Genomic DNA, 24,265 nt, shown 5'->3' with positions numbered 1-24,265 from the left:
TCCTGACTCTGTCAGACGATATGGCTCGCCGCGCCGCCGGGCGTCCATAGCTGCGCCGCGAGCCGGTGCAGCGCGCGCGAAAGCCCGCGGCGGTCGATCGTCCCGCCGAGCGAGATGCGCATCGCCCTGGGCGTGTCGGCGGCAACCGCGAAGCGGTCCGATTGCACCGCCGACAGCCCGTCGAGCGCGAGCGCGGCGGCGAGCGTGTCGGGCTGGATATCGACCGCCAGCGGCAGCCAGAAGTGATAGCCTTGCGGGTGCGCGGCATGGCGTCCGTCACCCAGCACGCTGTGCGCCAGCCGCTGCCGCCAACTCGCCTCCTTGCGCACCGCGTCGATCAACGCGTCGAGCGTTCCGTCGGCCAGCCATAGCGATACCATCGCGACGTTGAGCGGCGGCGCCATCACCGCGCTTTCATGCTGGCACGCCGCGATTTGCATGGCCTCGGCCACCCCCGGCGCGCGGACAAAGCCGACGCGCAGTGCGGGCGAGACGATTTTCGCCATGCTCGTGACATACCAGCCGACCCGCGGCGCGAAGCTCGCGATCGCGGGGATCGGCGCGTCGGGGAGCAGGCCATAGGCATCGTCCTCGATAATCTGGACGCCCGTTTCCTCAGCCCACGCGGCGATGGCCCGCCGTTCCCCGATCTCGATCGTCGCGGTGGTCGGATTGTCGTTGGTCGGCACGACGTAGAGTGCGCGCAGCGGCGCCGCAGCATGCGCCGCCTCCAACGCTTCGGCGGTCATTGCGGCGAGCGGGACGAGGGTGACCTCGATGCGCCGCGCGATTGCAGCGAAACCGGGATAGACGAAGCGCCCGCACGCGACGCGGTCGCCGCGCTTGAGGATCGCCGACGCAATGGCGTGCAGCCCATTTTGCCCGCCGGCGGTGACGATGATCTGCTCGACCGAAGACGACAGGCCGGTGCGGGCGAGCAGTTCGGCGCCGCTTTCGCGGTCCGCCGCGGCGCCGCCCGGCCGCTGATAATGCAGCCGCGCGAGACCGCCGGCACGCCCCAGCGTGCCGAGCGCCGATGCCATCGCATCGGTCAGGCGGCTTTCGATCGGGATCGGCGGGCTGTTCATCGCGATGTCGCTCTGCGCGGCCGTCGCCACCTCGCCGGTCCGCACATCCTCGCTGATAAAGCTGCCCGCGCGGCCGCGCGCGACGATCAGGCCGCGCTGGCGCGCCAGGTCATAGGCTTTGGTCACCGTCGTGAGGTCGATGCCGAGTTTTACCGCGAGGTCGCGCTGCGGCGGCAGGCGATCGCCGTGGCGCAGCTCGCCGCGCGCGACCGCTGCCGATATCGCGGCGGTCACCGCCTTATATTTGGGCCCTGCCGCGTTCGCGATGTCGGGGAGCCATGCGTCACCCGCCACGCCGTTCGTCCGCTTCATGTTTTTCGCGCGCATTCAGCTTCGCCCACAGATGCTCGGTCCCCGATTCCTGCGCCTTGTTCACATATTGCGAGGCGACCAGCCAGCCCTTGATCGGGCGCAGCGGCAGCACGCACCCGATGACCATGATCGGGATCGAAAAGACCAGATGGACCCACAGCGGTGGGCTGTAGGCGATCTGCAGCCACACGATCACGAAGGTCAGCGGGAACGCCACGATGCACTGCGAAAAAAAGGCGGGGCCGTCGTCGGGCGCGGCAAAGCTGAAATCGAGCCCGCAATTCCCGCAGCGGTCGGCAAGCTTCAGCCACGAGCGGAACATCTGTCCCTTGCCGCACTCGGGGCATTTGCCGTGCCAGCCCGACCAGAGAATCCAGCGCAGCTTTTCGTTGCCCATATCACCGCTCGTCATGTCCGACTCCAACAGAAAGCATCATATATGCCATGCAAAAAGCATATGGTGCGGAGATTTGGGCAAGTGAAGGAGAAGTGTAACCATATGACATAGAAGGTTTATATGGATTTTCCGGATTTATGGCATGGTGATTATCTAAATATGATCCATGCATAATGGAGCGATTTCTGGCAAAGAGGCATTTGGCCGCTCTTTTTGCCATACAATCGCGCCGCGAAGCGCGGCGGCGCAAAGCGCGGATCGCCCCCGCCATCGTTTACGCCGCTTTTACCAGTCCCGGTGCATAAGATTTACCGATGTTTGCGACTGGGGACAAATGATGGACAGCATGCGCGGACTGCTTTCGGGCAGCCACGACCAGGAGGATGGAGCGATCGACGCGCCCGCGTCCGTCGGCGTCGACGAACGGCGGATGCAGGTTCGGGCCTATAATTACTGGGCCTCGCTGCTCGCCGACCGCGCTTATCCGTCGGTCGAGGACCTCGACCTCGACGGCGCCGATTTCGGCTCGCACTCGGTATTGCTCGACTTCACCGCCGGGGTCGAAAACCCCGGGCTCGCCTTCCTCGGCGACACGCTGCGCGAAGAATCGCAGATCGACGAGGACGTCCATTATATCAGCCAGATTCCCGGCCGATCCCTGCTGTCGCGCCTCACCGACCATTATCTCCAGATCATCGCCAACCGTGCGCCGATCGGCTTCGAGGCCGAGTTCGTCAACGATCGCGGCACGACGATCATGTACCGCGGCATCTTGCTGCCCTTTTCGTCCGACGACGACACGATCGATTTCATCATGGGTGTGATCAACTGGAAAGAGGCGGTCGCCGCCGACCAGGCCGAGGAACTGCAGCTGTCGGTCGAACAGGCGCTGCGCAGCGCCGCGCCGCTGACCGCGCCGGTGCCCGTGTGGGCCGATGGTCCCGACTCGCAGCATCTCGACGACGATGTCGCGGTCGATGCGGCCCCCGGTTTCGCCGCGCTGGGCAAGGATGAAGAGCTCTTGCTGGATGCCGAGGTCGAGGCGGACGAAGGCGACGGGGACGAGGTGCCGGTCGATCCGGGGCAGGATGCCGAACTCGCCGACTGGCTCGCGCTCGCACGCGAAACCGCCGAACGCGCGATCGCCGCCGACAGCCGGAGTCGCGGTGCGCTCTATCAGGCGGTCGGCAAGGCGTGGGATTTCGCGCTCGCCGCCGAGGAGCAGCCCGACGCCTTTGCCGCGCTGCTCGACGACGCCGGGCTGGCGATGCAGGAGCGCGCACCGATGACCCCGGTCGTGAAGCTGGTTTTCGGCGCGACCTATGACAAGACGCGGCTTGCCGAATATGCCTGCGTGCTCGGCCATGCCAAGGACGAAGGCGTGGGGCGCGGCGAACTCAGCGCCTATCTCGACCGCTATCCGGGCGGGCTCAAGGGGCTGGTCAAGGACGCGCGCGCGCGCCGCAAGCCGGCCGACGCCGCCGAACGTCCCGACGAGACGCTCGACGCATTGCGCCGCGCGCATCCGGCGCTTATCCTTGAGCATGACGCCGGCGGCGCCGAATTCGTCGTGCTGATCGCGCGCGCGATGCCGGGCGGGCACATCGGCATCGTCGCCAAGGCGGCCGACGATCCGGCGCTGGTGGCGAAGCTGGCGAAGAAGGCGGTTCCGATCACGCAGAACGGCTGAGAGCGTTCACGCAACAGAAAATCCGAAAATTGAAATTATTTTACGCGGGCGCGCGAACGAGGTCTTGAGCCGCGCGCCGCTGAGGCGCATAGGGGGCGGCAGCGAACGGGCCCCCGCCGATCGTCGGCTGGGTCCCCCTCTTTGGTTCGGGATGCTGCACTTTATGTCTCAGAATTTGTCCGACACGCCGGAAACGGACACCACCACCACCGCCAAAATTCCTTCGAAAATCGCCGCCGCCTATCTGGCGGCGCTGCGTGGCAGCGCGCTGCCGGGCGAGGGCGACGATATGGACAAGGCGGCGCTCGCCGACGCGAGCCAGTTCGCCGCGCGCGCTGCGCTCGATCGCGCCGAAGCGACCCCGTCGCTGCTCCTCGAACCGATCGCTGCCGACGGCACCGACCGCCGGATGCGGCTCGTGATCATCAACGACGATATGCCCTTCCTCGTCGATTCGACCTCGCAGGCGGTCGCCGCGCAGGGGCTGGCGGTCCACCGCATCCTTCACCCCGTCGTCGCGGTGAAGCGCGATGCCAAGGGGCATCTGCAGGAAGCGGGCGAGGGCGGAACACGCGAGTCGGTCATCTATATCGAGCTTGAGCGCGGCGACGCGCGCGCGCGCCGGCGCCTGCTCGACGGGCTCGAAGCCGCGCTGCGCGACGTCCGCGCCGCGGTACGCGACTGGCGCGCGATGCGCGCCGCGATGCTCGCCGACGCCGCGATGCGCGTCGAGGGCGAAGCCGCCGAACTGCTGCGCTGGTTCGAGGGCGGCTCGATGACCCAGCTTGGCCATGAGTGGCGGACGCGCGATGGCAAGGTTCAGGATTCGCTGGGGATCAGCGAGAGCAGCGAAAGCCAGCTGCTTTCACCGGCTGCACTCGAAGCCGCCTTCGCGTGGTTCGACAAGGGCGGCCACGCGCCGCTGCTGATCAAGTCGAACCGCTTGTCGGCGGTGCACCGCCGCGTGCTGCTCGACCTCGTGATCGTGCCCGAAGTGAAGGGCAAGAAGGTCGAGCGGCTGTCGATCCATGCCGGCCTGTGGACGAGCCAAGCGCTGTCGGCGCCGCCCGCGAAGGTGCCAATGCTGCGCGCGCAGCTCGAAGCACTGATGGCGAAGTTCGGCTTCGACCCCACGGGCCACGCGGGCAAGGCGCTCGCGCATGCGCTGACCGCGCTGCCGCACGACCTGCTGATCGCGTTCGACGCCGCCTCGCTCGAAGAGCTGGTGCTGACCTCGATGTCGATCACCGACCGGCCGCGGCCGAAGGTGGTGACGGTGCAGAGCGCGCTCGGCCGCCACCTGTTCGCCTTTGTCTGGTTGCCGCGCGACGAAGTGTCGACCGGCCGCCGCCTCGCGGTCGAATCGCTGCTGGTGCGCGAAGCGAAAGCCGGTGTCATCGGCTGGACGATGGTGCTCGAAGACGGCGGCGCGGCGCTGCTGCGCTACACGCTCGACCTGCGCAGCGGCGGCGTTGTTCCCGATACCGAGGCGCTCAACGCGCAGCTCGAACAGATGGTGCGCGGCTGGCAGCCCGAGGTTGAGGCGGCGCTGGCGAAGCGCGGCGAACCGGGCCGCGCGGCAGCGCTTGCGGCGCGTTTCGCGCCGACCTTCCCGCCCAATTACCGCAACCTCTATAATCCCGAGGAAGCGGCACGCGACATCCTGCGCCTGCGCGATCTCGACGCCGCCAACCCGCGCAGCGTCCGCCTTGCGCGCAAGAGCCTCGACGGCGACGACCGGCTGCGGCTCAAAGTCTATAGCGCGGCCGGCCCGCTCGCGCTGTCCGCGGTCGTCCCCGCGCTTGAACATTTCGGCTTCGAGGTGCTCGAGGAAATCCCGACCGCGCTGAACAGCCGCGCCCCCGGCGCCGAGGGCGACGACGAACAGGCGATCGTGATCCACGATTTCACCTTGCGGCTGCCCGCCAACGTCGACGAGCTCGCGCTGCTTCCTTATGCCGAAGTGCTCGAGGGCGCGATCGCGGCGGTGCTCGACGGGCGCGCCGAGAATGACGCGTTCAACGAACTCGTGCTCACCAACCAGACCGACCCGCGCGCGATCGTCTGGCTGCGCGCCTGGTTCCGCTATCTGCGTCAGGGCGGCTCGGCTTACGGCATGGACACGGTCGTCAGCGCGCTGCGCCATGCGCCCGCGCTGACCGCCGCGCTGATCGAGCGTTTCGCGGCGCTCCACGATCCGAAGGCGCGCGATGCGAAGCGCGCCGAGGCACTCGAAGCCGACATCATGGCGGGCTTTGCCGACATCAAGTCGATCGACGAGGATCGCATCCTCCGCCTGTTCCACGCGGTGATCAGCGCAACGCTGCGCACCAACGCCTTTGCGCCCGCCGCCGAAGAAGCGCTGGCGTTCAAGATCGACAGCGCGCAGGTTCCCGGCCTGCCCAAGCCGCTGCCGTGGCGCGAAGTGTGGGTCTATTCGCCGCGCGTCGAGGGCATTCACCTGCGCGCCGGCCCGGTCGCGCGTGGCGGGCTCCGCTGGTCCGACCGCCGCGACGACTTCCGCACCGAAATCCTCGGGCTGATGAAAGCACAGCGCGTCAAGAATGCCGTGATCGTGCCGACCGGCGCGAAGGGCGGCTTCTATCCCAAGGCGCTGCCCGACGTGTCGCTCGACCGCGATGCCTGGTTTGCCGAGGGCACCGAATGCTATCGCATCTTCATCCGGTCCTTGCTGTCGATCACCGACAATCTGGTCGCGGGCAAGGTCGTGCATCCGAAGGGCGTCGTGATCCACGACGGCGACGATCCTTATTTCGTCGTCGCCGCCGACAAGGGCACCGCGACCTTCTCCGATGTCGCCAATGGGCTCGCGATGGAGCGCGACTTCTGGCTCGGCGACGCGTTCGCGAGCGGCGGGTCGAAGGGTTATGACCATAAGGCGATGGGCATCACCGCCAAGGGCGCGTGGCTGTCGGTCCGGCGCCACTTCGCCGAAATGGGCGTCGATGTGCAGACCGAGACGATCCGCGTCGCCGGCTGCGGCGACATGTCGGGCGACGTGTTCGGCAACGGCATGCTGCTGTCGAAGGCGATCCAGCTGACCGCCGCCTTCGACCATCGCCACATCTTCCTCGACCCCAATCCCGATCCGGCGAAGAGCTGGAAGGAACGCGAGCGGATGTTCAACCTGCCGCGCTCATCCTGGGCCGATTATAACGCCAAGCTGATCTCGAAGGGCGGCGGCATCTTCCCGCGCAGCCAGAAGAGCATAACGCTGACCCCTGAAGTGCAGGCGCTGCTCGGCCTGTCGGTCTCCGAAATCGACCCGGTGTCGCTCATTTCGGCGATCCTCAAGGCGCCGGTCGACCTGCTGTGGTTCGGCGGCATCGGCACCTATGTGAAGGCCGCGAGCCAGAATAATGCCGAGGTCGGCGATCCCGCGAACGACGCGCTGCGCGTCGATGCCGAGGATCTGCGCGTGAAGGCGGTCGGCGAGGGCGCGAACCTCGGCACGACGCAGGCGGCGCGCATCGCCTTCTCGGCAAAGGGCGGGCGGATCAACACCGACTTCATCGACAATAGTGCCGGCGTCGACTGCTCGGATAATGAGGTCAATATCAAGATCGCCCTGAACCGCGAGATGGCCGAGGGCCGCCTGTCGCAGGACGACCGCGACGCGCTGCTCGTGCGCATGACCGACAATGTCTCGGAACTGGTGCTCGAGGATAACCGGCTGCAGGCGCTCGCGCTGTCGATCGCCGAAAAGGGCGGATCGGCGGCCGTGCCGTCGCTCGTCCGGATCATGGAAACGTTCGAGGCATCGGGGCGGCTCGACCGCAAGGTCGAAGGGCTCGCCGCGAACGACGAGCTGCTCCGCCGCGCCGCCGAAGGGCGCGGATTGACGCGCCCCGAACTCGCGGTGCTGCTGTCGACCGCGAAGCTCGCGCTGCAGGATGCGATCGAGCATAGCGACCTGCCGAACGACCCGGCGCTGGGAAGCGACCTTGCCGCGGCTTTCCCCGATGAGATGCAGCGCGACTTTGCGCAGGCGATCGCCGATCACCAGCTGCGCCGCGAAATCATCGCGACGAAGATCGCGAACCGCATCATCAACCGCATGGGCATCGTGCATCCGTTCGAACTGGTCGAAGAGGAAGGCTGCGCGCTTGGCGACATCGCCGCGGCGTTTGTCGCAGTCGAACGGTTGCTCGACATGCCCGCGATCTGGAACGCGCTCGACGCGGCAAAGATCGACGAGAGTATCCGCCTGTCGCTCTTCAGCCAGGCGTCGTCGGCGATGACATCGCAAATGGCCGACCTCTTGCGCGTGACGCAGACATTGTCACAGCCGGGCCCGGTCGTCGCGCGGCTCGAACCCGGTGTCGATCGCCTCAATGCGAGCGTCGACACCCTGCTCAGCCCGTCGGTCAAGCACCAGTGGGACATGTTGACGCAGCAATTGCTCGACGCGGGTGCGCCCGAGGCGCTGACCGCCTCGGTCGTGCGGCTGTTCAAGACCGACGGCGCGATCGGCATCGTCGATCTTGCCGAACGGCGCGGCGACGACGAGGTCGCGGTGACCAGCGCTTTCACCCATCTGGGCGAAGCATTGGGTCTCGATTGGGCGCAGACGCTGGCGGCGCATATGAGCCCCGCCGATCCGTGGGAACGCCTGCTCGTCAACAGCCTCGCGCGCGATTTCCAGCAGATGCGGCTGACCTTCCTCGCGGGCTTGCCGAAGGGCGATCTCGATGCGGCGGTGACCAAATGGCTTGCCGATCATGCGCCGCGCGTCGAGCAGTTCCGTGCAACGGTCGACCGCGCGCGGATGATCCCGAACCCGAACGGCGCGATGCTGTCGCACATCGCGGGGCAGGCACGCGGATTGCTGGGGCGGTAATGCCGTTCCAGCCCCGCGTCGCGATCCTCGTCCCGGCGCCCGACTATTACGAGAAGTGGCAGCCCGCCTTTGCCCGCAAGGCGGCGGCGCTGACTGCGGCCGGGCTGATCGTCGAGCAGCGGGTGTGGACCGATCCGGGCGATCTTGCGGGCTATGATCTGGTCCTGCCCCTCTTCGCCTGGGGCTATCAGCGCGACGTTGCGGGCTGGTATGCACTGCTCGACCGGCTGGAGGAAGCGCGCCTGCCGGTGGTCAACCCGGTGGCGGTGCTGCGCTGGAACAGCGACAAAGCCTATCTCGGCGAACTCGGCGCAAAGGGTGTCGCGGTTGTGCCGACGGTCGAGGTCGCGGCACTCGACGACGCGAGCCTGACCGAAGCGATGACCGAGCTCGCGACCGACGAGGTCGTGATCAAGCCCGCGATCTCGGGCGGCGCCGACGGCACGCATCGTATCGCGCCGGGCACGCCGATTCCGGCCGACGCCCTGGGCGCCCGGCGGCTGGTCCAGCCGCTGATGCCCGGCATCTTGACCGAGGGCGAATATTCGCTCTTCTTCTTCGCGGGCAAGTTCAGCCACGCGATCGTCAAACGTCCGGCGTCGGGCGACTTTCGCGTGCAGGAGCAGTTTGGCGGGCGCGAGACGGCGTGCGAGGCGAGCGACGCCGCGCAGGCGCTTGCGGCGCAGGCGTTGGCGGCGGCACCGGCGCCGCCGGTCTACGCGCGTGTCGATATGGTCAGCGATGCCGCGGGCAAGCTCCACATCATGGAACTCGAACTGATCGAGCCCTCGCTCTTCCTGCATCATGCACCCGATAAGGGCGTCGCGTTCGGGCTGGCGGTGGCGAAGTCGCTCTTAGAGGGATAGCTGCGTTCCCCAGTTCAGTGGGGTGCTTCGGCGGCGGCACGGATGATTTTTATAGCTAGAATTTCATAAGCTGCCGGGTAGCGGCTATCGTCTTCGATGATCTCGGCGTGCTCGACTGAAAAATTCGTTCCTTGCTCTGCGTTAGCACGCGCCACACCGCTTCGAATCGACGGGATTACATCGTCCGCCGTCAACCCATCGTGATGTCGATACTCGCCAACGGGCGGTAAAACTCGCACCGTAAATATGTCGCGCGGTTCGACACACAAGCGCAAGCGAAGCAAGTTATGGGTTGGGCCCGTGATATGCGTGGCGGTATACGACCCGTCGTCTTCTCTCTTGATCATTTCAAGCAACCCTCACTTATGTGCCACGCTCCGCCAAAGCCACTGCCGGATCGCTGACGTCAGGTTAGGCGGGTTGTCCGCTTCCATCCGCTCGACATCGATGCGCGCGACGAGCGCGTTGACGGGTAAAGCCTGCCGAGCGGCTTCGGCTTCGAGCGCGTCCCAGAACATCGGCTCGAGGCTGATCGAGGTCGGGTGACCCGCGATCGTCACCGAGCGTTTGACCGGGGGATGCAAGGGCGCGCTCAACGCCGCGCGCGCCAGCGCTGCAGGATGCACGCGGCGGCGATCAGTTCGATGATGCCGACAAGGAAGCCGAGGTTGAGCGGAAGCCCGATGCCGAACAGCGCGAGCGCGGCGACGAGCAGGATCGCGCCGCCGAGCGCCCAATAGGCGATGTCACCATACATCGTCCGGAAGAGGAAATAGCGTGCGCCGACGATCGCGGCGAAGGTCGGGATCGCGAGGTCGGGCGCGCGGACGAGTAGCACCCATGCGATCAGCACGCCTACGAAGAGCGGGATCGTCGCCTCGATCGCGAGCGTTTCGAGCGGCTTGCCGATGGTGGCCTTGGGTGCCTTGAATGCAGCGCGTTCGATGAGGACACCGAGCGGATGGATCGTCATGCCGCCGAAAAAGAGCGCCGCGAAGGCGGCCGTGGTGCCGTGAAGCTGCCATATCGTTCCGGCGATCAGCCAGACGAGGCCCGAGACGAGGACGCCGGGGGCGCCGCCGGCATAAGCGCGCGCGAGGTCGTGCCGGGCGGCGGCGAGTGAGGCGTCGGTCATGCGCCGGGTTTAGCGGCTTGATTCGCGACAGCAAGGCCACGGCCGCGCCGTCCAAAATCGGGGTACGATTTATTTGGGGTGGCAGGGCATTTCGGCGCTCTGTAAACCGGCTAGCCGATCCGGCGCGAATGCAGACAGGCTTATGACAGGACTTCAGGCGCTCACCGAAAAAGAAAAAGAGACGTTGCGCCTGCTCGTCGATGGCCATGACGCGAAATCGATGGCGCGGCACCTGGGGCTGTCGGTCCACACGATCAACGAACGGCTGCGCGATGCGCGGCGCAAGATGTCGGCGTCGAGCAGCCGCGAGGCGGCGCGGCAGCTGCGCGAGATCGAACGGCAGGACCCCCAATTTCTGGCGGACAGGGTTTTGGGGGATGCGGCCGCCGCCACCGACATGGAAGGGCTTCGGGCACCGGCCGGGACGCGGCGCATGTCGCGCCGCTTCGGCTGGATAGCCGGAGGTATCATCATGTCTGTCAGCCTTGCTCTCTATGCTCTCGCGTCCCTGTCGGGGACCGCCGCGCCGTCTGCTGCGCCGAAGCCTGCTTCCGCCGCGCCCGCCGCCGAAACCGCCGCGGTGCAGGCTGCGCGGCAGTGGCTTGCCCTCACCGACAAAAGCGACTGGAACGGCAGCTGGAATGCGACGGGGCAGGCGTTCAAATCGCTCAACACCAGCGAGCGGTGGGCCCAAGTGTCGGAGACGGTGCGCACGCCGCTCGGCGCGGTCGTCTCGCGCGAACTGATCGGCGAGGAATTTGTGCCCGCGCCGCCCTATGGCTATCAGCTCGTCAAGTTCCGGACGAGCTATGCGAACAAGGCGGGGGCGATCGAAACGCTGTCGCTGGTTCGCGAGGGCGGCGCGTGGCGCGTGGTGGGGTGTACGATCGAGTAGGGGGAATGCGGGCGGCTTGGTGGGCGACGGCAAAGCCGCCGCCTGTCGTCAGACGGGTTCGGCGATCTTTCCGGATCGCCGCCCCGCTGGCCGTGCCGGGCCGTGGCTTCGCCACCGGTTTCCAGCTCGCCGTTCGCTGGCGCGAACGACATTGCTGGCGCCCTCGGCCCGTCAGTACATATGCTGCCCGCCATTGATCGACATCGTCGATCCGGTCACGAACCCCGCATCCTCGCTGCACAGGAACGCGACGCCGCGCGCGATCTCGTCGGCCTGACCCAAACGCCCGACGGGGATCTTCGCGACGATCTTTTCCAGCACCTGCGGCGGGACCGCGGCGACCATGTCGGTGTCGATATAGCCCGGCGCGATCGCGTTCACCGTCACGCCCTTTTTGGCGCCTTCCTGCGCCAGCGCCTTGGTAAAGCCGTGGATGCCCGATTTCGCGGCGGCGTAATTGACCTGGCCATATTGCCCAGCCTGGCCGTTGATCGACCCGATGTTGACGATGCGGCCCCAGCCGCGCTCGACCATGCCGCCAAAGGTCGCCTTCGCCATGTTGAAGCAGCCGCCGAGGTTGACGCGCATCACGTCGTCCCAGTCGTCATAGCTCATGCGCGCGAGCGTGCCGTCGCGCGTGATGCCGGCGTTGTTGACGACGATATCGATGGGGCCGAATTCCTCGGCGATGCGCGCGCAGCTGTCGAGGCATGCCTGATGGTCGCCGACGTCCCATTTGATCGCCGCGATGCCGGTGCGGTCGGTGAACTCGCGCGCCTTTTCGTCATTGCCGCCATAGTTGGCGACGACGGTGACGCCCTGTTCCTTGAGTTTCAGGGAAATCGCTTCCCCAATGCCGCGGCTGCCACCGGTAACGATTGCGATGCGTGCCATAAATCCTTCTCTCCCACAGAGTTATGGATCATGACTAGGCGGCGCAAGCGGCCGCCGCAAGTTTACCGGAACGTCAATCGCAAAGCTATTCAAGGGATAGAGGCGGTTAGCTGCTCACTTGTACACGCAGTTTCGAAAAATCGCCGATCGCAAGGTTGGCCTTGTCGATCGTCACCACCAGATTGTCGCGGTCGCCAAAGATGCGGCTCATCAATCCGCTGGTCGGCAATTCGAGCAAAACCGCGTCGCGTTCCTCGTCATAATCGGGGACGTGGCGAAAGGGCTCATGCCCCATCGCCGCCATCTCGCGCTCGGCCAGGGTGCGCCACCAGGGCTCGAAAAGCGCGCGCGCCGGCGCCGACAGATTGTCGGGATTGGCGCACCAGGCATGTTTCGCGCGATCGAACAGGATCGTCTGATAGTCGTGAACCCACAGATTCGCATCGGCGCGGTGCGTCGTCAGCGGCAGGGTAATTGTCTCGACCTGTTCGGCGCCCGTTTCGGGGGCGGCCGAGCGGATCACCTTGACCCAGCGGATCGCGTGCAGCCCCGCCATCACCGCGGTTGCGTCGCCGGCCGAGAAATCGGCGCGCCCGGCGCCGTCGCGGACGATCGCGATAATCTCTTCGGCGCGCGCGCGCGCTTCGCGGTTGAGCGCGGCGCATTGTTCCATTTCGCCGGGATTGTCGGTGTCGGCCTCGGGAGGCGCTTCGGTCATCAGCCGGTCGAGCCGCTGTTCGAGCAGCGCGACCATCGCGGTCATGCTGCCCCAGTCGAAGGGATGGAAGGCGGGGTCGGCGATGTCGTAGCCGCGATCGTGGAGCGCGGCACCGGGCTCATCCGGATCGCCCTCGCTGCGCGGATCGGCATCGCCCGCGCGGACGGCGACCAGGTCGACGGGCCATTCGGGAAAGGCGCGCACGGCAAAGGAGGCGAGATCGCCCGAAGCGAGGCCGCCGTTCGGGCCGAACCATCCCTCGGGATCGTTGAGCGTGAAGGGCGGTGCAACGGGCATGCCGGTATCGCGCAGGTGAAGGATGCGCAGCGCATGTTTGCGGCGGTGAATGAAGAAGGCGAGCGCGCCGTCGCGCGGCCCCAGCCCGCCCCACAGGTCTTGCGGCAGGTCGGCGCAGCTGATCTGCGCCAGAAAATCCGCTGGCTGATCGTCGATCCTTGGCCATTCCATGCCCGCGGGGAGGTGCGGGCGGCCACCGAGCCAGCTGTTCGTCGATATGGCGTCGCGCGGCGGAATCTGGGGAATCAGGCGAAGCGTGACCTCTTCGATATCGGCCTTCTCGATCCGGTGCGCTTCGTCCTCGACCCCGGAAATCACCGGTTCGAGGGCAACCTCGTCGGGCTCGGCAACGGCGACGGGCTCGGGCGAGATTTCATATTCGGCCTCGGCCGGTATTTCGAGCGGCGCCTTGCGGCTGATCCGCGCGAGCCGTGAGGGAGAGATTTCGACCTCCTCATATTCGGGTGCGGTTTTGCGCGAGAGTTTGGGCAGGCGGATTTCACGGGGCTCGCGCGGAACTCGCGGCGCGGCGGGTGCGGTGCGCGGTCGCCGCGACCACCAGATGGCGAAGACGATCGCCAATAGGGCCAGCGTCACTCCGGCGAGCATCAGCACCGCCGATTCGACCTCGTTCATCGCGAATCTCCAAAATGGCGCGGTTCAAGAAGCTTTCCGCACCGTGTCGGATCAATTTAGCGCATGGACCTAAACAGTTGGTAAGCGGCCGCGATCAGAGCCAGCCCGCGAGTTCGCGGCGGACCAGGCTCTCGAGCATCGCGATCCCTGGGGCATCGGCGTTGAGGCATGGGAGATAGGCGAAATCCCTGCCGCCGGCGTCTTCGAATTGGTGTTTGCCGCGGATTGCCAGTTCCTCGAGCGTTTCGAGGCAATCGGCGGCAAAGCCCGGCGCGAAGATCGCGACGCTGCGGCCGTCGCGGCCGAGTTGTTCGAGGCGCGTGTCGGTCGCGGGTTCGAGCCATTTGGCGCGCCCGAAGCGCGACTGGAAACTGACCTCGACCGGCCTGCCGAGCGCGTCCGAAAGCCGGCGCGCGGTCGCCTGGCACTGGTCGTGATAGGGATCGCCGAGCGTCCGCGTGCGCTCGGGCATGCCGTGGAAGCTTGCCAGCAGGACGTCGGGGGTGAAGTCGAGCGCGGCCAGTCCCTCCTCCACAGACGCTTTCAACGCGCCGAGATAAGCGGCATCGCCATGATAGGGCGGCAGGAAACGCAGCGTCGGCTGCCAGCGCAGCGATTGCAGATGCTGGCCCGCCGCATCGACGACGGTCGCGGTCGTCGCGGCGCAATATTGCGGATAGAGCGGCGCGATGAGGATGCGGTCGCATCCCGCCGCCTTCAGCGCATCGATTGCCGCGCCGATCGCCGGTTCGCCATAGCGCATCGCATAAGCGACCCGCACCGTTTCTCCGAACGCCGCCTGCAACGCTTCGGCCTGACGGCGCGTGATCGCGGCGAGCGGCGAGCCTTCGTCGGTCCACACTTGCGCGTAGGCATGCGCCGATTTCTTCGGGCGGGTGGTCAGGATGATCCCGCGCAGGATCGGCTGCCACAGGATTTGCGGGATTTCGACGACGCGGCGGTCGGACAGGAATTCGGCAAGATAACGCCGTACCGAGCGCGCGTCGGGGGCATCGGGGGTGCCGAGGTTGACCAGCAGCACGCCGATTTGCGGCGGCGCGCTCACAGCGGGTGCGCCGAAAGGGGCAGGCGGCGGATGCGGCGGCCGGTGGCGGCAAACATCGCGTTGGCGATGGCAGGGGCGACGACGGGAACGCCGATTTCGCCGAGCCCGCCGGGTTCGCGGTCGCTCTCGACGAATTCGACCAATATCTGCGGCGTTTGCGACAGGTCGGGCAGGCCGAGCTGGCCGAGCTTGCGCGCGGTCGCGAGGCCGCCTTCATAGTCGGTCGTTGCGCCCACGGCGGCGGCGAGGCCGAAGATCAGCCCGCCCTCGATCTGTTGCCGCGCGATCGTCGGGTTCACAAGGCGCCCGGCGTCGACCACCGCGACCAATTGCTCGACCTGCAGCCCGCGCTCGCTTGGCCGCGCGGTCGCCATCAGCGCGATATGGCTGCCGCGCATTGCATGGCACGCGAGTCCCTGCGCGGTCCCCGACAATCCGCCCTCCCAGCCGCCGAGGCTGGTCGCGGTGAGCAGGCAGCGCGCGAGCAGCGGCGCATTGCCGAGCATCGCCATGCGATAGGACAGCGCGTCGGTTCCGGCGCGCGCCGCCATTTCGTCGATAAAACATTCGGTAAAAAACGCGGTGTAGCTGTCGGCGTTGCCGCGCCAGCGTCCCGTCGGCAGGCCGATGTCGGCGGGGCAATGGTCGACCGCGAAGTGCGGGATCGCATAGCTGCTCGCCGCGCCCTCGACCGCGGCGGCATCGGCGCTGCCCGCCGCCGCGCGCTGCGCGACGTCCGCCGGCGTGTTATCGAACAGCCGGTCGCGAAATTCATGGTTGGTCGAGGGGACGGCGATGCGCGTGACGAGTGCGTCGATCCCGCCCGCGGCGTTGAGCGTGGCGGTCAGCTTGGCGCGCGCGGGCGCGCGCGGCGGCAGGCGCATAATCTCTTCGGCGCGCGACCAGGCGAGCTGGACGGGGCGTTTTACCTGCAGCGCGATGATCGCCGCCTGCACCGCGACATTGTGGTCGAGGCAGGCGTCGAACGATCCGCCCGCCATCATCGGGAACAGCGTGACATTGGCGGGCGCCAGCCCCGTCGCGCGCGCCACCGCATCGCGGCATTGCGCGGGCGCCTGCGTCGCGACCCAGACGCGCAGGCCGTCGCCGTCGGGCGCGGCGGTCGCGGTGCGCGTTTCGATGGCGGCGTGGAGCGCGGGCGCGACGGCATATTCGGCGGCGATTTTCTGCCGTCCTTCCATCGCCTCGGCGACGTCGCCTTCGCTGGCGATGCGATAGCCCTCGTCCTTCAGCGCCGATTTCAGCGCCGTGTCGATCCGGTCGGTCGAAATCGGGGTGCCTTCGGTTTCGAAGACGGGCGCGAAGCGGTCGAGCGCGCGGTTCGCGGCCCACCAGTTGCGCGCGACCGCCGCGACCCAGCGCTCATGCGTGACGACATGCAGCAGGCCGGGCGAGCCGAGCCCTTTCTTGCGGTCGATGCTTTTCAGCCGCGTCGCGCCGAGCGGGCCCTGGCGGATCGCCGCGAACACCATGTCGGGCAGGCGGATGTCGCCGGCATAATTGGCCGAGCCGTCGATCTTGGCGGGCAGATCGAGCCGCGTCAGCTCCTTGCCGTAAAGCGGGTCCGAACTGCTGGCACGATAGACGGGCTCGGCGGGCGGTTCGAGCAGCGCCGCGGCCGCCGCGACATCGCCAAAGCGCAGCCTTTTCTTGCCATGGGTGACGAAGCCGTCCTGCGTGTCGCATTCTTCCCAGTCGGCGTCCCAGCGATTGGCCGCCGCCATCATCAGCAGCGCGCGCGTCTGCGCCGCCGCGGCGCGGCACGGTGCTTCGAACATGCGCACCGACGAGCTGTTCGCGGTGAGCATCACCGCGTGGCGCACCGCCCATTCGCGGCGCGCCCAGCTGCGCACATCGGACACGAAATCGGGAACACCGGCGCGCGGGGTGAAGACCGCGCTATCCTCGTCGATCAGCAGCGTGTTGGTGTAGAGCGGGTTGATCGGCGCGCTCTCGACCGCGATCGTCCGCCAGTCGGCGCCGAGTTCGTCGGCCATGATCTGCGGCAGCAAGGTGGTGACGCCCTGCCCCATCTCGCATTGCGGGACGATCGCGCTGATGTGGCCGTCGTCGCCGATCTTGAGGAAGGCGTTGAAGATATGTTCGTCGGGGGCGGCGGTGAGGTTCGGCTGATAATCGCGCGGCCACAGGCTCCACGCGATCGCCAGCCCGCCCGCCGCGGTCGCGCCGACCAGCAGCGAACGGCGGCTGACGTGCGGCAGGCGCGATTTATCTTTCCCCACGATGTCGCGAATGCCGGCCATGCTCGCTGCTGATAGTCAGGGGTGCGAATCGGCGCAAAGAAAATCGGCCTTTCGCGCGGCCGCCAGCGTTGCGCTCTATTTCTCCGACAAAGCGAAGTCGACGCGCACCGAAACCTGCGATTCGCTGACCCCCGGATTGAACGGCGGGGCGGCGTTGGCCGATTGAGCAGCGGCCTCATAAGCGACGCCGCCGGCATAAGGCATCGGTGGCGCGCTGTCGCCGCCATCGCGGATCGTCAGCACCCGGTCGATCTTGAGCCCCGCGGCGCCCGCATAAGCGTCGGCGCGAGCGCGCGCGGCGCGATAGGCGGCGGCGTAGGCCGATTTGGTCGCGGCTTCCTGATCGGAGACGCGCAGCGTCGGCCCCGACAGGACATTGGCACCCGCCTCTGTCGTCGCGGCGACGGCTTCGCCCGCCTTGTCGACCGCGCGCATCCGCACCTCGACCTGATTGACGGCTTCATACTTGCCCTTGTTGGCGCCCCAGTCGATCCGGTTCACGGTCAGCTGGCGTGTCTGGAGATCCTTGCCCGCGACGCCAAAGGCTTTGAGCGCCTCGGTCACCTTGGTCATCGTTTCATTGTTGCGCTGCGTGGCGGCCTCGGCCGACGCCGCGATCGTGCTCACGCCCGCGGTGAAGCGCGCCTCGTCGGGCCGCGTTTCGGATCGGCCGGTCGCGGAGACCGAGAGCAGCGTTTCGTCATGCCCGACGCCGCGCGGGTCGGGCGCCTTTTCGCTGCACGCGCCGAGCGCGAGCAGCGGAATCAGCATAAGGGTCTGGGTGCGCATATATTTTCTCCCGTTCGATGCGACCTAGCGCATGACGGGGGAATCGGTTCCTTACCAACCCCAGGGCGCGGGCGGCGGCGTCACCGGTTTCGCATAATCGAACGCGACGCGGAAATGCCGTCCCTGCCGGTCGAGGCCGTAGGTGAAGCCCGCGTCCGTCGTTTCGACCGACCAGATGTTGCTATTCGAAACGCTGCGGCCGGTTGCGGTGAACATCGCGATCGATTCGGCGTCGACGGGGAAGGTCTGGCGCGTTGCCGTCCCGGCATCGGCGGTGTCGCCGCCATAGAGGGTGACGGCGTCGGGCTTGCCGTCGGCGTGGCGATGGTCGTGCTTGAGGCGGAGGCCGGCGGGCGTCCGGGTGATGATCCATGTCCGCGAGCGATCCCAGCCGCCGTCTTCGGCCAGCCCATCGATGTGGAAAGGAATTTCGATCCGGTCGGGTGTGCAATGGCGGACGTGCATCACCATCGCCTTGCCGCGCATCTCGGCGTCGGCCTCCTGATCGCTTGCGAGCTTGCCGGCGTAGGCTTGGCCGCAGCGCGCCGAAAGCGCCTCGAAAAACGCATCCTGCGGGCTGTTGGCGACGGACGTCGTGGCGCATCCCGCGAGCATGGCCGCGGTGAGCAGCGAAAGCGCGGCCTTCACTTCAGCAGGCCGAGTCGCGGGACCTCGACCTTGGGGCAGCGATCCATGACGACGGTCAGTCCCGCCGCCTCGGCGCGTTTCGCCGCGGCTTCGTCGATGACTCCGATCTGCATCCACACCGCCTTCGCGCCATGGACGATCGCCTCGTCGACCGCGGTGCCGGCGTCGGCGCTGTTGCGGAAAATGTCGACGAGCTCGGCGGGCGGTTCGACGTCGGCGAGCGTCGCGACGACGGGCGCACCGTGGATTGTCTTGCCGGCGTGGCCGGGGTTCACCGCGATCACGTCATGCCCTTGGCCCACGAGGAAGGCGAGGACGCCGTTCGACGGGCGTGCCGGGTTCGGCGACGCGCCAACGACGGCGATGCGGCGCTTTTGTCCGAGCAGTTCGCGGATTTCGCCTTCGTCGTTGATCGCCATCATCGCCCCTTTCGTGTGTTCAGCCAGTCGGCAACCTTCGCCGCTATCGCATGGAATGGCTCGCCCGCGGGATCGGTTCCCGCCGCGGGCGGCACGCCGCCATCGCTCGCAAGGCGGATGCCCATCGACAGCGGCACGCGCCCGAGGAAGTCGAGGCCCATCGTCTTTGCCGCCGCTTCGGCGCCGCCGCACCCGAACGGGTCGCTGACCTCGCCGCAATGCGGGCAGGCATAGCCCGCCATATTCTCGACAAGCCCGATGATCGGCACGTCGGCCTGTTCGAACAGGCTGACCGCGCGCGTCGCGTCCATCAGCGCAAGGTCCTGCGGGGTCGATATGATCACCGCGCCCGCGGGCTTGTGGCGCTGGATCATCGTCAGCTGGACGTCGCCGGTGCCCGGCGGCAGGTCGACGACGAGCGTGTCGATGTCGCCCCAGCTTGCGTCGACGAGCTGTTCGAGCGCCTTGCCCGCCATCGGGCCGCGCCACGCGATCGCCTGTCCGGGCGCGGCGATCTGGCCGGTCGAGAGCATCGGCACGCCATAGGCGTTGGGGACGGGGGCCAGCTTCGATCCGCGCGCTTCGGGCTTCACGCCCTCGCTGTCCATCAATCGGGGTTGCGAAGGCCCGTAGATGTCGGCGTCGACCAGCCCGACCTTCACGCCGAGGCGGCGCAGCGCGACCGCGAGGTTCGCGGCGAGCGTCGATTTGCCGACCCCGCCCTTGCCGCTGCCGACCGCGATGATCGTCATCGCTTTCTTTTCGGCGGTCATCGCGATGCGGACCTCGCGCACGCCCGCATCGGCGAGCAGGCCGGCGCGGAGCTTGTCCTCGAGCGGCTGGCGCTCTTCGACGGCAAGCCCCGACACATCGAGCACCACCGCGAGCAATCCCGAATCGTCGAGCATTCGCAGGCCTGACGACCGTCCTCCACTGAGGTCGGCGGCAGCGGCGGTCAGGCGGGCGATATCGGCGCTTTGTTCGGTCATGTCCGCGGCAGATAGGCATGATTGGTGCGTTTGCCAGCCATTTTCGTGCGCACCCCCTGTTAATCGCGCCCGCCGCCCCTATAAAAGCCTTATGAACGACAAGATTGACGGCAGCATGGGACGCCGCAGCCCGAGAGGATTGCGGCAATTTTTCCATCAGATCAGCCAGATGGCCAACAGCCCCTGGGGCAGCGGTCCCGGCAAGGGGGACGATGACGGGAAGGGCGACGGCAAAAAGCCCGGCCCGCGCAACCCGTGGGTCACGCCCGATCCGGCCGACCAGCGGCGCGCGCAAAAGCCGCGCGGCCCCTCGGCGCTCGACGAATTGCTGCGCAAGGGACGCGGCGGTTTCGGCGGGGGCGGCTCGGGCGGCGGCAGCCCGTTCAATTTCGGCGATTCGGCGAAGCTCTGGAAATGGGTGGTGCTCGCGCTCGTCGCCGCGTGGGTGCTTTTCTCCTCCTTCCACATCGTACCGCCCGAAAAGGAAGGCGTGGTCACGCGTCTCGGCAGCTATTCGCGCACCGTCGGCCCCGGCGTGAAACTGACCTGGCCGGCGCCGATCGAGCGCATCCGGCTCGAGGACGTCCGCGCGATCCGCACGATGGCGGTCGGCTCGCCGAACGCGACCGACGAGAATTTCGTGCTGACGCGCGACCAGAGCATCGTCGACCTCGCTTATGAGGTCCGCTGGTCGGTGCGCGATCCCGAGCTGTTCTTCTTCCAGCTCGCCGATCCCGAAGGCACGATCCGCGAAGTCGCCGAAAGCGCGATGCGCGCGACGGTCGCGAACTTCGACCTCGTCCAGGCGATCGGCCCCGGCCGCGTCGAGATCGAGGCGCAGGTCCAGCAGCGCATGCAGGAATTGCTCAACCAGTATCGCGCCGGCGTTATGATTCAGGGCATCGCGATCCGCCAGGTCGACCCGCCGAGCCAGGTCGACGAGGCGTTCAAGGAAGTCACCGCGGCGCGGCAGGAACGCGAATCGGCGATCAACCTCGCGCGCGCCTATCAGCAGCAGGTGCTCGAACGCGCCCGCGGCGACACGTCGGCATTCGACCAGATCTACGCGCAATATGAGCTGGCACCCGAAGTGACGCGCAAGCGCCTTTATTATGAAACGATGGAGAATGTGTTGTCGAACGTCGACAAGACGATTGTCGAAGCACGCGGGGTGACCCCCTATCTGCCGCTCAACGAAGTGCAGAAGCGGATCAAGGCGCCTGAAGCCACCACGAAGGGAGGCGAATGATGTTCGGTTCGTTCTTCCAGAACCCGATGCGGCTGCTCTTTGGCGTGGTCATCATACTCGTCATCCTGTCGCAATCGCTGGCGATCGTGCCCGAGGACAAGCAGGCACTGATCCTGCGCTTCGGCGAGATCGAGCGGACGGTGAACCGCTACAAGGAAGGCGAGGATTTCGGCAAGTCCGGCGCCGGCCTCGTCCTGCGCGTGCCCTTCACCGACGGCATCCAATATATCGACAAGCGCATCCTCGGCGTGAACATGGAGCGCCAGCAGGTGCTCTCGACCGATCAGCAGCGGCTGCAGGTCGACGCCTTCGCGCGCTTCCGCATCACCAATCCGGTGCGTATGTACACCGCGATCCGCACCGAGGATAAATTGCAGGCGCAGCTTGCGACGATCCTCGGCTCGTCGCTGCGCAACGAGCTGGGCAAGCGCACCTTCGCGACCTTGCTGTCGCCCGAACGCGGTGCGGTGATGGACAATATCCAGGTCGCGTTGAACCGCGAGGCGAACAAATATGGCGCCGAGATCATCGACGTTCGGATCAAGCGCGCCGACCTTCCCGAAGGCGCGACGCTCGAGGCGGCGTACAACCGCATGCGCACTGCGCGCCAGCAGGAAGCGATCTCGATCCGCGCCGAAGGGCAGAAGGAAGCGCAGATCATCCGCGGCAGCGCCGATGGCGAAGCGGCGCGTATCTACGCCGCCAGCTTTGGCAAGGACCCGGAGTTTTACGATTTCTACCGCGCGATGCAGAGCTATCGGCAGACCTTCCTGGGTGAAAACAACACGGGCGGGACGTCGATCATCATGTCGCCCGACAATGAATATCTGAAGCGGTTCAGCGGCGGTTGATGAGGGCGGCTGCCGGCTGAATGGAACTTGCAGCGCTCGTTCATGTTCAATCACCGTTCAGCCAATTCGCCGCAGATAGCCGCGGCCGGGGCAGATGAGTTTTTCGAGAACGAAAAGGAATTTCGATCGTGCGTTATGTTTATGGCATCACTTCGGCCTTGCTGGCGGGTGGCACCGCGCTGGCGCTGGTCACCCAGTCCCCCGTCGGCGCGCAGGTCGCGCAGAATGAGAAGAGCGAAATCGCCAAGGTCGTTCCGCGTTCGGGTGCGCCCGAAAGCTTCGCCGACCTGGTCGAACAGCTGCAGCCCGCGGTGGTCAACATCTCGACCAAGCAGGAAGTCACGCTCGGCGTCCGGCTCAACCCCTTTGCCGGGACGCGCGAGCCGATCACGCAGGAACAGCAGGGCGGCGGCTCGGGCTTCCTGATTTCGGCCGACGGCTATATCGTCACCAACAATCACGTCATCTCGGGCGGTCCGCGCGGCGAGGCGGTGAACCAGGTGACGGTGACGCTGACCAACCAAAAGGAATATAAGGCGACGATCGTCGGCCGCGACGTCGCGTCCGACCTCGCGCTGCTCAAGATCGACGCGACCGGCCTGCCCTTCGTGAAATTCGCCGACGGCGGCACCGCGCGCGTCGGCGACTGGGTCGTCGCGATCGGCAATCCGCTCGGCCTCGGCTCGACGGTGACCGCGGGCATCATCTCGGCGGTTCAGCGCAACATCGGGCAGGGCGGCGCCTATGACCGCTATATCCAGACCGATACCGCGATCAATCGCGGCAACTCGGGCGGCCCGCTGTTCGACCTGCAGGGCAATGTCGTCGGCATCAACAATATGCTGATCTCGCCCGTCGGCGCGAACATCGGCGTCAATTTCGCGATCCCCGCCGATGCGGCGATCCCGGTGATCAACGCGCTGCGCGCCGGCGAAAAGGTCCAGCGCGGCTATCTCGGCATCGGCATCGCTCCGGTCGACGAGGATCTCGCGGCGGCGCTCGGCCTGCCCAAGGACCGCGGCGAGTTCATCCAGCGCGTCGAACCGGCACAGGCGGGCGAAAAGGCCGGGCTGAAGCGCGGCGACGTCGTGACCAAGGTCAATGGCAAGGACGTCACGCCGCAGCAGACTTTGTCGTACATCGTCTCGAACACCAAGCCGGGCACGCGCATCCCGCTCGAGATCATCCGCGACGGCAAGGCGATGACGCTCAATGTCCTCGTCGGCACGCGTCCGCCCGAGGAAGAGCTGGCGGGCGCCAATTTCGACCCCGAGGCCGAGCAGGCTGAACCCGAGGATCCGACCGGCGCGGCCGACAAGGCGATCCAGGACGAGCTTGGCCTGTCGGTGCAGGTGGTGACCCCCGATATCGCGCGCGCGGTGGGTGTCGACGCCGGAACCAAGGGTCTGGTGATCGGCGCCGCGTCGGCGAGCAGCGACGCCGGCCGCAAGGGCCTGCGCCGCGGCGACGTGATCCTCAGCGCGAACCGCACCCCGGTCACGACGAGCGAGGCGCTCGCCAAGACCATCGCCGACGCGAAGAAGGCGGGCCGCGATGCGGTGCTGCTCGAAATCCAGCGCCGCGGCCAGCCGTCGGCCTTTATCGCGATTCGCGTGAAATAGGCTTCGGCTTCCGGTCCATCAAACGGGGCGCCGCACCTTCGGGTCCGGCGCCCTTTTTGTTTGCGCGCCGCGCCTCTTGTTCATATTATGTTCTCATAAGAACGAGTCGGGAGAAAGATGATGATTGGCTATGTGACGCTGGGAACGAAGGATCTGGCAAAGGCGGCGGTCTTCTATGACGCGATTGCCGCCGAACTCGACACGCCGCGCATGATGGAGTTCGACGGCTTCATCGCGTGGGGAAAGCCGGGCGGCGGCGCGGGCATCGGGCTGACGCGGCCCTTCGACGGCAATGTCGCGACGGTGGGCAACGGCGTGATGGTCGCGCTGCAGGCGAAGGACAAGGAACAGGTCCACCGCCTCCACGAAATCGCGCTCGCGCATGGTGGCACATGCGAAGGTCCGCCGGGACCGCGCGGCGAGGGGTTTTACGCCGGCTATTTCCGTGACCCCGACGGCAACAAGCTCAACGCCTTCATCATGGGGTGAATGGGTCGGGGTCGATCTCGGCTTTGGGGGTGGGGAGCGGGCGTTCATGTTCCCCACTTTCGTCATCGC

At 66.8% G+C, this 24,265-nt stretch carries 21 protein-coding genes; 8 read left to right on the top strand and 13 right to left on the bottom strand.

Annotated features, from left to right (window positions below; genetic code table 11):
• Positions 1-11: 11 nt before the first annotated feature.
• Both ACTJI5_RS09135 and ACTJI5_RS09130 read right to left on the bottom strand, forming a co-directional pair.
• A complete protein-coding gene (locus ACTJI5_RS09135) occupies positions 12-1,415 on the bottom strand; it encodes a PLP-dependent aminotransferase family protein (protein WP_440860069.1) in 1,404 nt (467 codons plus the stop codon).
• Positions 1,372-1,812: a DUF983 domain-containing protein gene (locus ACTJI5_RS09130; RefSeq protein WP_440860068.1), complete on the bottom strand. Its 441-nt coding sequence runs from the start codon at positions 1,810-1,812 to the stop codon at positions 1,372-1,374. Before ACTJI5_RS09130 ends, ACTJI5_RS09135 begins: the two co-directional genes overlap by 44 nt.
• 322 nt (positions 1,813-2,134) lie before the next feature.
• Here ACTJI5_RS09130 and ACTJI5_RS09125 point away from each other — a divergent pair, with 322 nt between their 5' ends.
• The 3 genes from ACTJI5_RS09125 (at position 2,135) to ACTJI5_RS09115 (ending at position 9,214) form a co-directional block, all read left to right on the top strand.
• The gene (locus ACTJI5_RS09125) at positions 2,135-3,487 is read left to right on the top strand and encodes a PAS domain-containing protein (RefSeq protein ID WP_440860067.1); all 1,353 of its coding nucleotides are present in this window, start codon (positions 2,135-2,137) and stop codon (positions 3,485-3,487) included.
• 163 nt (positions 3,488-3,650) lie between these two features.
• Complete coding sequence (locus ACTJI5_RS09120; RefSeq protein ID WP_440860066.1) at positions 3,651-8,348, top strand: NAD-glutamate dehydrogenase; 4,698 nt, start codon at positions 3,651-3,653, stop codon at positions 8,346-8,348.
• Positions 8,348-9,214: an ATP-grasp domain-containing protein gene (locus ACTJI5_RS09115; RefSeq protein WP_440860065.1), complete on the top strand. Its 867-nt coding sequence runs from the start codon at positions 8,348-8,350 to the stop codon at positions 9,212-9,214. The genes ACTJI5_RS09120 and ACTJI5_RS09115 overlap by 1 nt, the downstream gene beginning before the upstream one ends.
• Positions 9,215-9,228: 14 nt before the next feature.
• On the opposite strand, the gene ACTJI5_RS09110 is transcribed toward ACTJI5_RS09115, so the two are convergent.
• Genes ACTJI5_RS09110 through ACTJI5_RS09100 form a run of 3 tightly spaced genes read right to left on the bottom strand, consistent with a single transcriptional unit; the run spans position 9,229 to position 10,349 of the window.
• The gene (locus ACTJI5_RS09110) at positions 9,229-9,561 is read right to left on the bottom strand and encodes a hypothetical protein (protein WP_440860064.1); all 333 of its coding nucleotides are present in this window, start codon (positions 9,559-9,561) and stop codon (positions 9,229-9,231) included.
• 12 nt (positions 9,562-9,573) lie between these two features.
• Entirely contained in the window at positions 9,574-9,810 is a 237-nt protein-coding gene (locus ACTJI5_RS09105) for a ribbon-helix-helix domain-containing protein (RefSeq protein WP_440860063.1), read from the bottom strand.
• On the bottom strand, positions 9,807-10,349 hold the full coding sequence (locus tag ACTJI5_RS09100) for a DUF7010 family protein (RefSeq protein ID WP_440860062.1): 543 nt from the start codon (positions 10,347-10,349) through the stop codon (positions 9,807-9,809). The genes ACTJI5_RS09105 and ACTJI5_RS09100 overlap by 4 nt, the downstream gene beginning before the upstream one ends.
• A gap of 142 nt (positions 10,350-10,491) precedes the next feature.
• On the opposite strand from ACTJI5_RS09100, the gene ACTJI5_RS09095 reads away from it, so the two are divergent.
• On the top strand, positions 10,492-11,244 hold the full coding sequence (locus tag ACTJI5_RS09095) for a DUF4019 domain-containing protein (protein ID WP_440860061.1): 753 nt from the start codon (positions 10,492-10,494) through the stop codon (positions 11,242-11,244).
• Between the two features lie 171 nt (positions 11,245-11,415).
• Here the strand turns inward: ACTJI5_RS09095 and phbB are convergent, their stop codons facing one another.
• The 8 genes from phbB to ACTJI5_RS09055 form a co-directional block, all read right to left on the bottom strand.
• Positions 11,416-12,138 (bottom strand): acetoacetyl-CoA reductase, encoded by a 723-nt coding sequence (gene phbB / locus ACTJI5_RS09090; protein WP_137889145.1) that lies wholly within the window; start codon positions 12,136-12,138, stop codon positions 11,416-11,418.
• Positions 12,139-12,244: 106 nt separating this feature from the next.
• Positions 12,245-13,789: a DUF1963 domain-containing protein gene (locus tag ACTJI5_RS09085; protein ID WP_440860060.1), complete on the bottom strand. Its 1,545-nt coding sequence runs from the start codon at positions 13,787-13,789 to the stop codon at positions 12,245-12,247.
• Between the two features lie 94 nt (positions 13,790-13,883).
• A complete protein-coding gene (gene hemH, locus ACTJI5_RS09080) occupies positions 13,884-14,855 on the bottom strand; it encodes a ferrochelatase (RefSeq protein ID WP_440860059.1) in 972 nt (323 codons plus the stop codon).
• Complete coding sequence (locus ACTJI5_RS09075) at positions 14,852-17,140, bottom strand: molybdopterin cofactor-binding domain-containing protein (protein ID WP_440860058.1); 2,289 nt, start codon at positions 17,138-17,140, stop codon at positions 14,852-14,854. Before ACTJI5_RS09075 ends, hemH begins: the two co-directional genes overlap by 4 nt.
• A gap of 75 nt (positions 17,141-17,215) precedes the next feature.
• A complete protein-coding gene (locus ACTJI5_RS09070) occupies positions 17,216-17,929 on the bottom strand; it encodes an SIMPL domain-containing protein (RefSeq protein WP_310250885.1) in 714 nt (237 codons plus the stop codon).
• A gap of 51 nt (positions 17,930-17,980) precedes the next feature.
• Positions 17,981-18,577, bottom strand: a complete 597-nt coding sequence (locus tag ACTJI5_RS09065; protein WP_440860057.1) for a hypothetical protein — start codon at positions 18,575-18,577, stop codon at positions 17,981-17,983.
• Complete coding sequence (locus tag ACTJI5_RS09060) at positions 18,574-18,996, bottom strand: CoA-binding protein (RefSeq protein WP_440860056.1); 423 nt, start codon at positions 18,994-18,996, stop codon at positions 18,574-18,576. The genes ACTJI5_RS09065 and ACTJI5_RS09060 overlap by 4 nt, the downstream gene beginning before the upstream one ends.
• Entirely contained in the window at positions 18,996-19,985 is a 990-nt protein-coding gene (locus tag ACTJI5_RS09055; RefSeq protein WP_440860055.1) for an Mrp/NBP35 family ATP-binding protein, read from the bottom strand. Before ACTJI5_RS09055 ends, ACTJI5_RS09060 begins: the two co-directional genes overlap by 1 nt.
• Positions 19,986-20,076: 91 nt before the next feature.
• Here ACTJI5_RS09055 and hflK point away from each other — a divergent pair, with 91 nt between their 5' ends.
• The 4 genes from hflK (at position 20,077) to ACTJI5_RS09035 (ending at position 24,196) form a co-directional block, all read left to right on the top strand.
• Positions 20,077-21,234 carry a protease modulator HflK gene (gene hflK, locus ACTJI5_RS09050; RefSeq protein ID WP_439512800.1) on the top strand — a complete coding sequence of 386 codons (1,158 nt, stop codon included), beginning with the start codon at positions 20,077-20,079 and terminating at the stop codon, positions 21,232-21,234.
• A complete protein-coding gene (gene hflC / locus ACTJI5_RS09045) occupies positions 21,234-22,085 on the top strand; it encodes a protease modulator HflC (protein WP_058538831.1) in 852 nt (283 codons plus the stop codon). Before hflK ends, hflC begins: the two co-directional genes overlap by 1 nt.
• Positions 22,086-22,213: 128 nt before the next feature.
• Entirely contained in the window at positions 22,214-23,707 is a 1,494-nt protein-coding gene (locus tag ACTJI5_RS09040) for a trypsin-like peptidase domain-containing protein (RefSeq protein ID WP_439512799.1), read from the top strand.
• Positions 23,708-23,827: 120 nt separating this feature from the next.
• Entirely contained in the window at positions 23,828-24,196 is a 369-nt protein-coding gene (locus ACTJI5_RS09035) for a VOC family protein (RefSeq protein ID WP_440860095.1), read from the top strand.
• Positions 24,197-24,265: the final 69 nt, after the last annotated feature.

This window comes from Sphingopyxis sp. 22461, assembly GCF_052044915.1.
In the GTDB taxonomy this organism is placed as follows: Bacteria; Pseudomonadota; Alphaproteobacteria; order Sphingomonadales; family Sphingomonadaceae; genus Sphingopyxis.
This window is presented reverse-complemented; position numbering and strand designations above follow the sequence as displayed.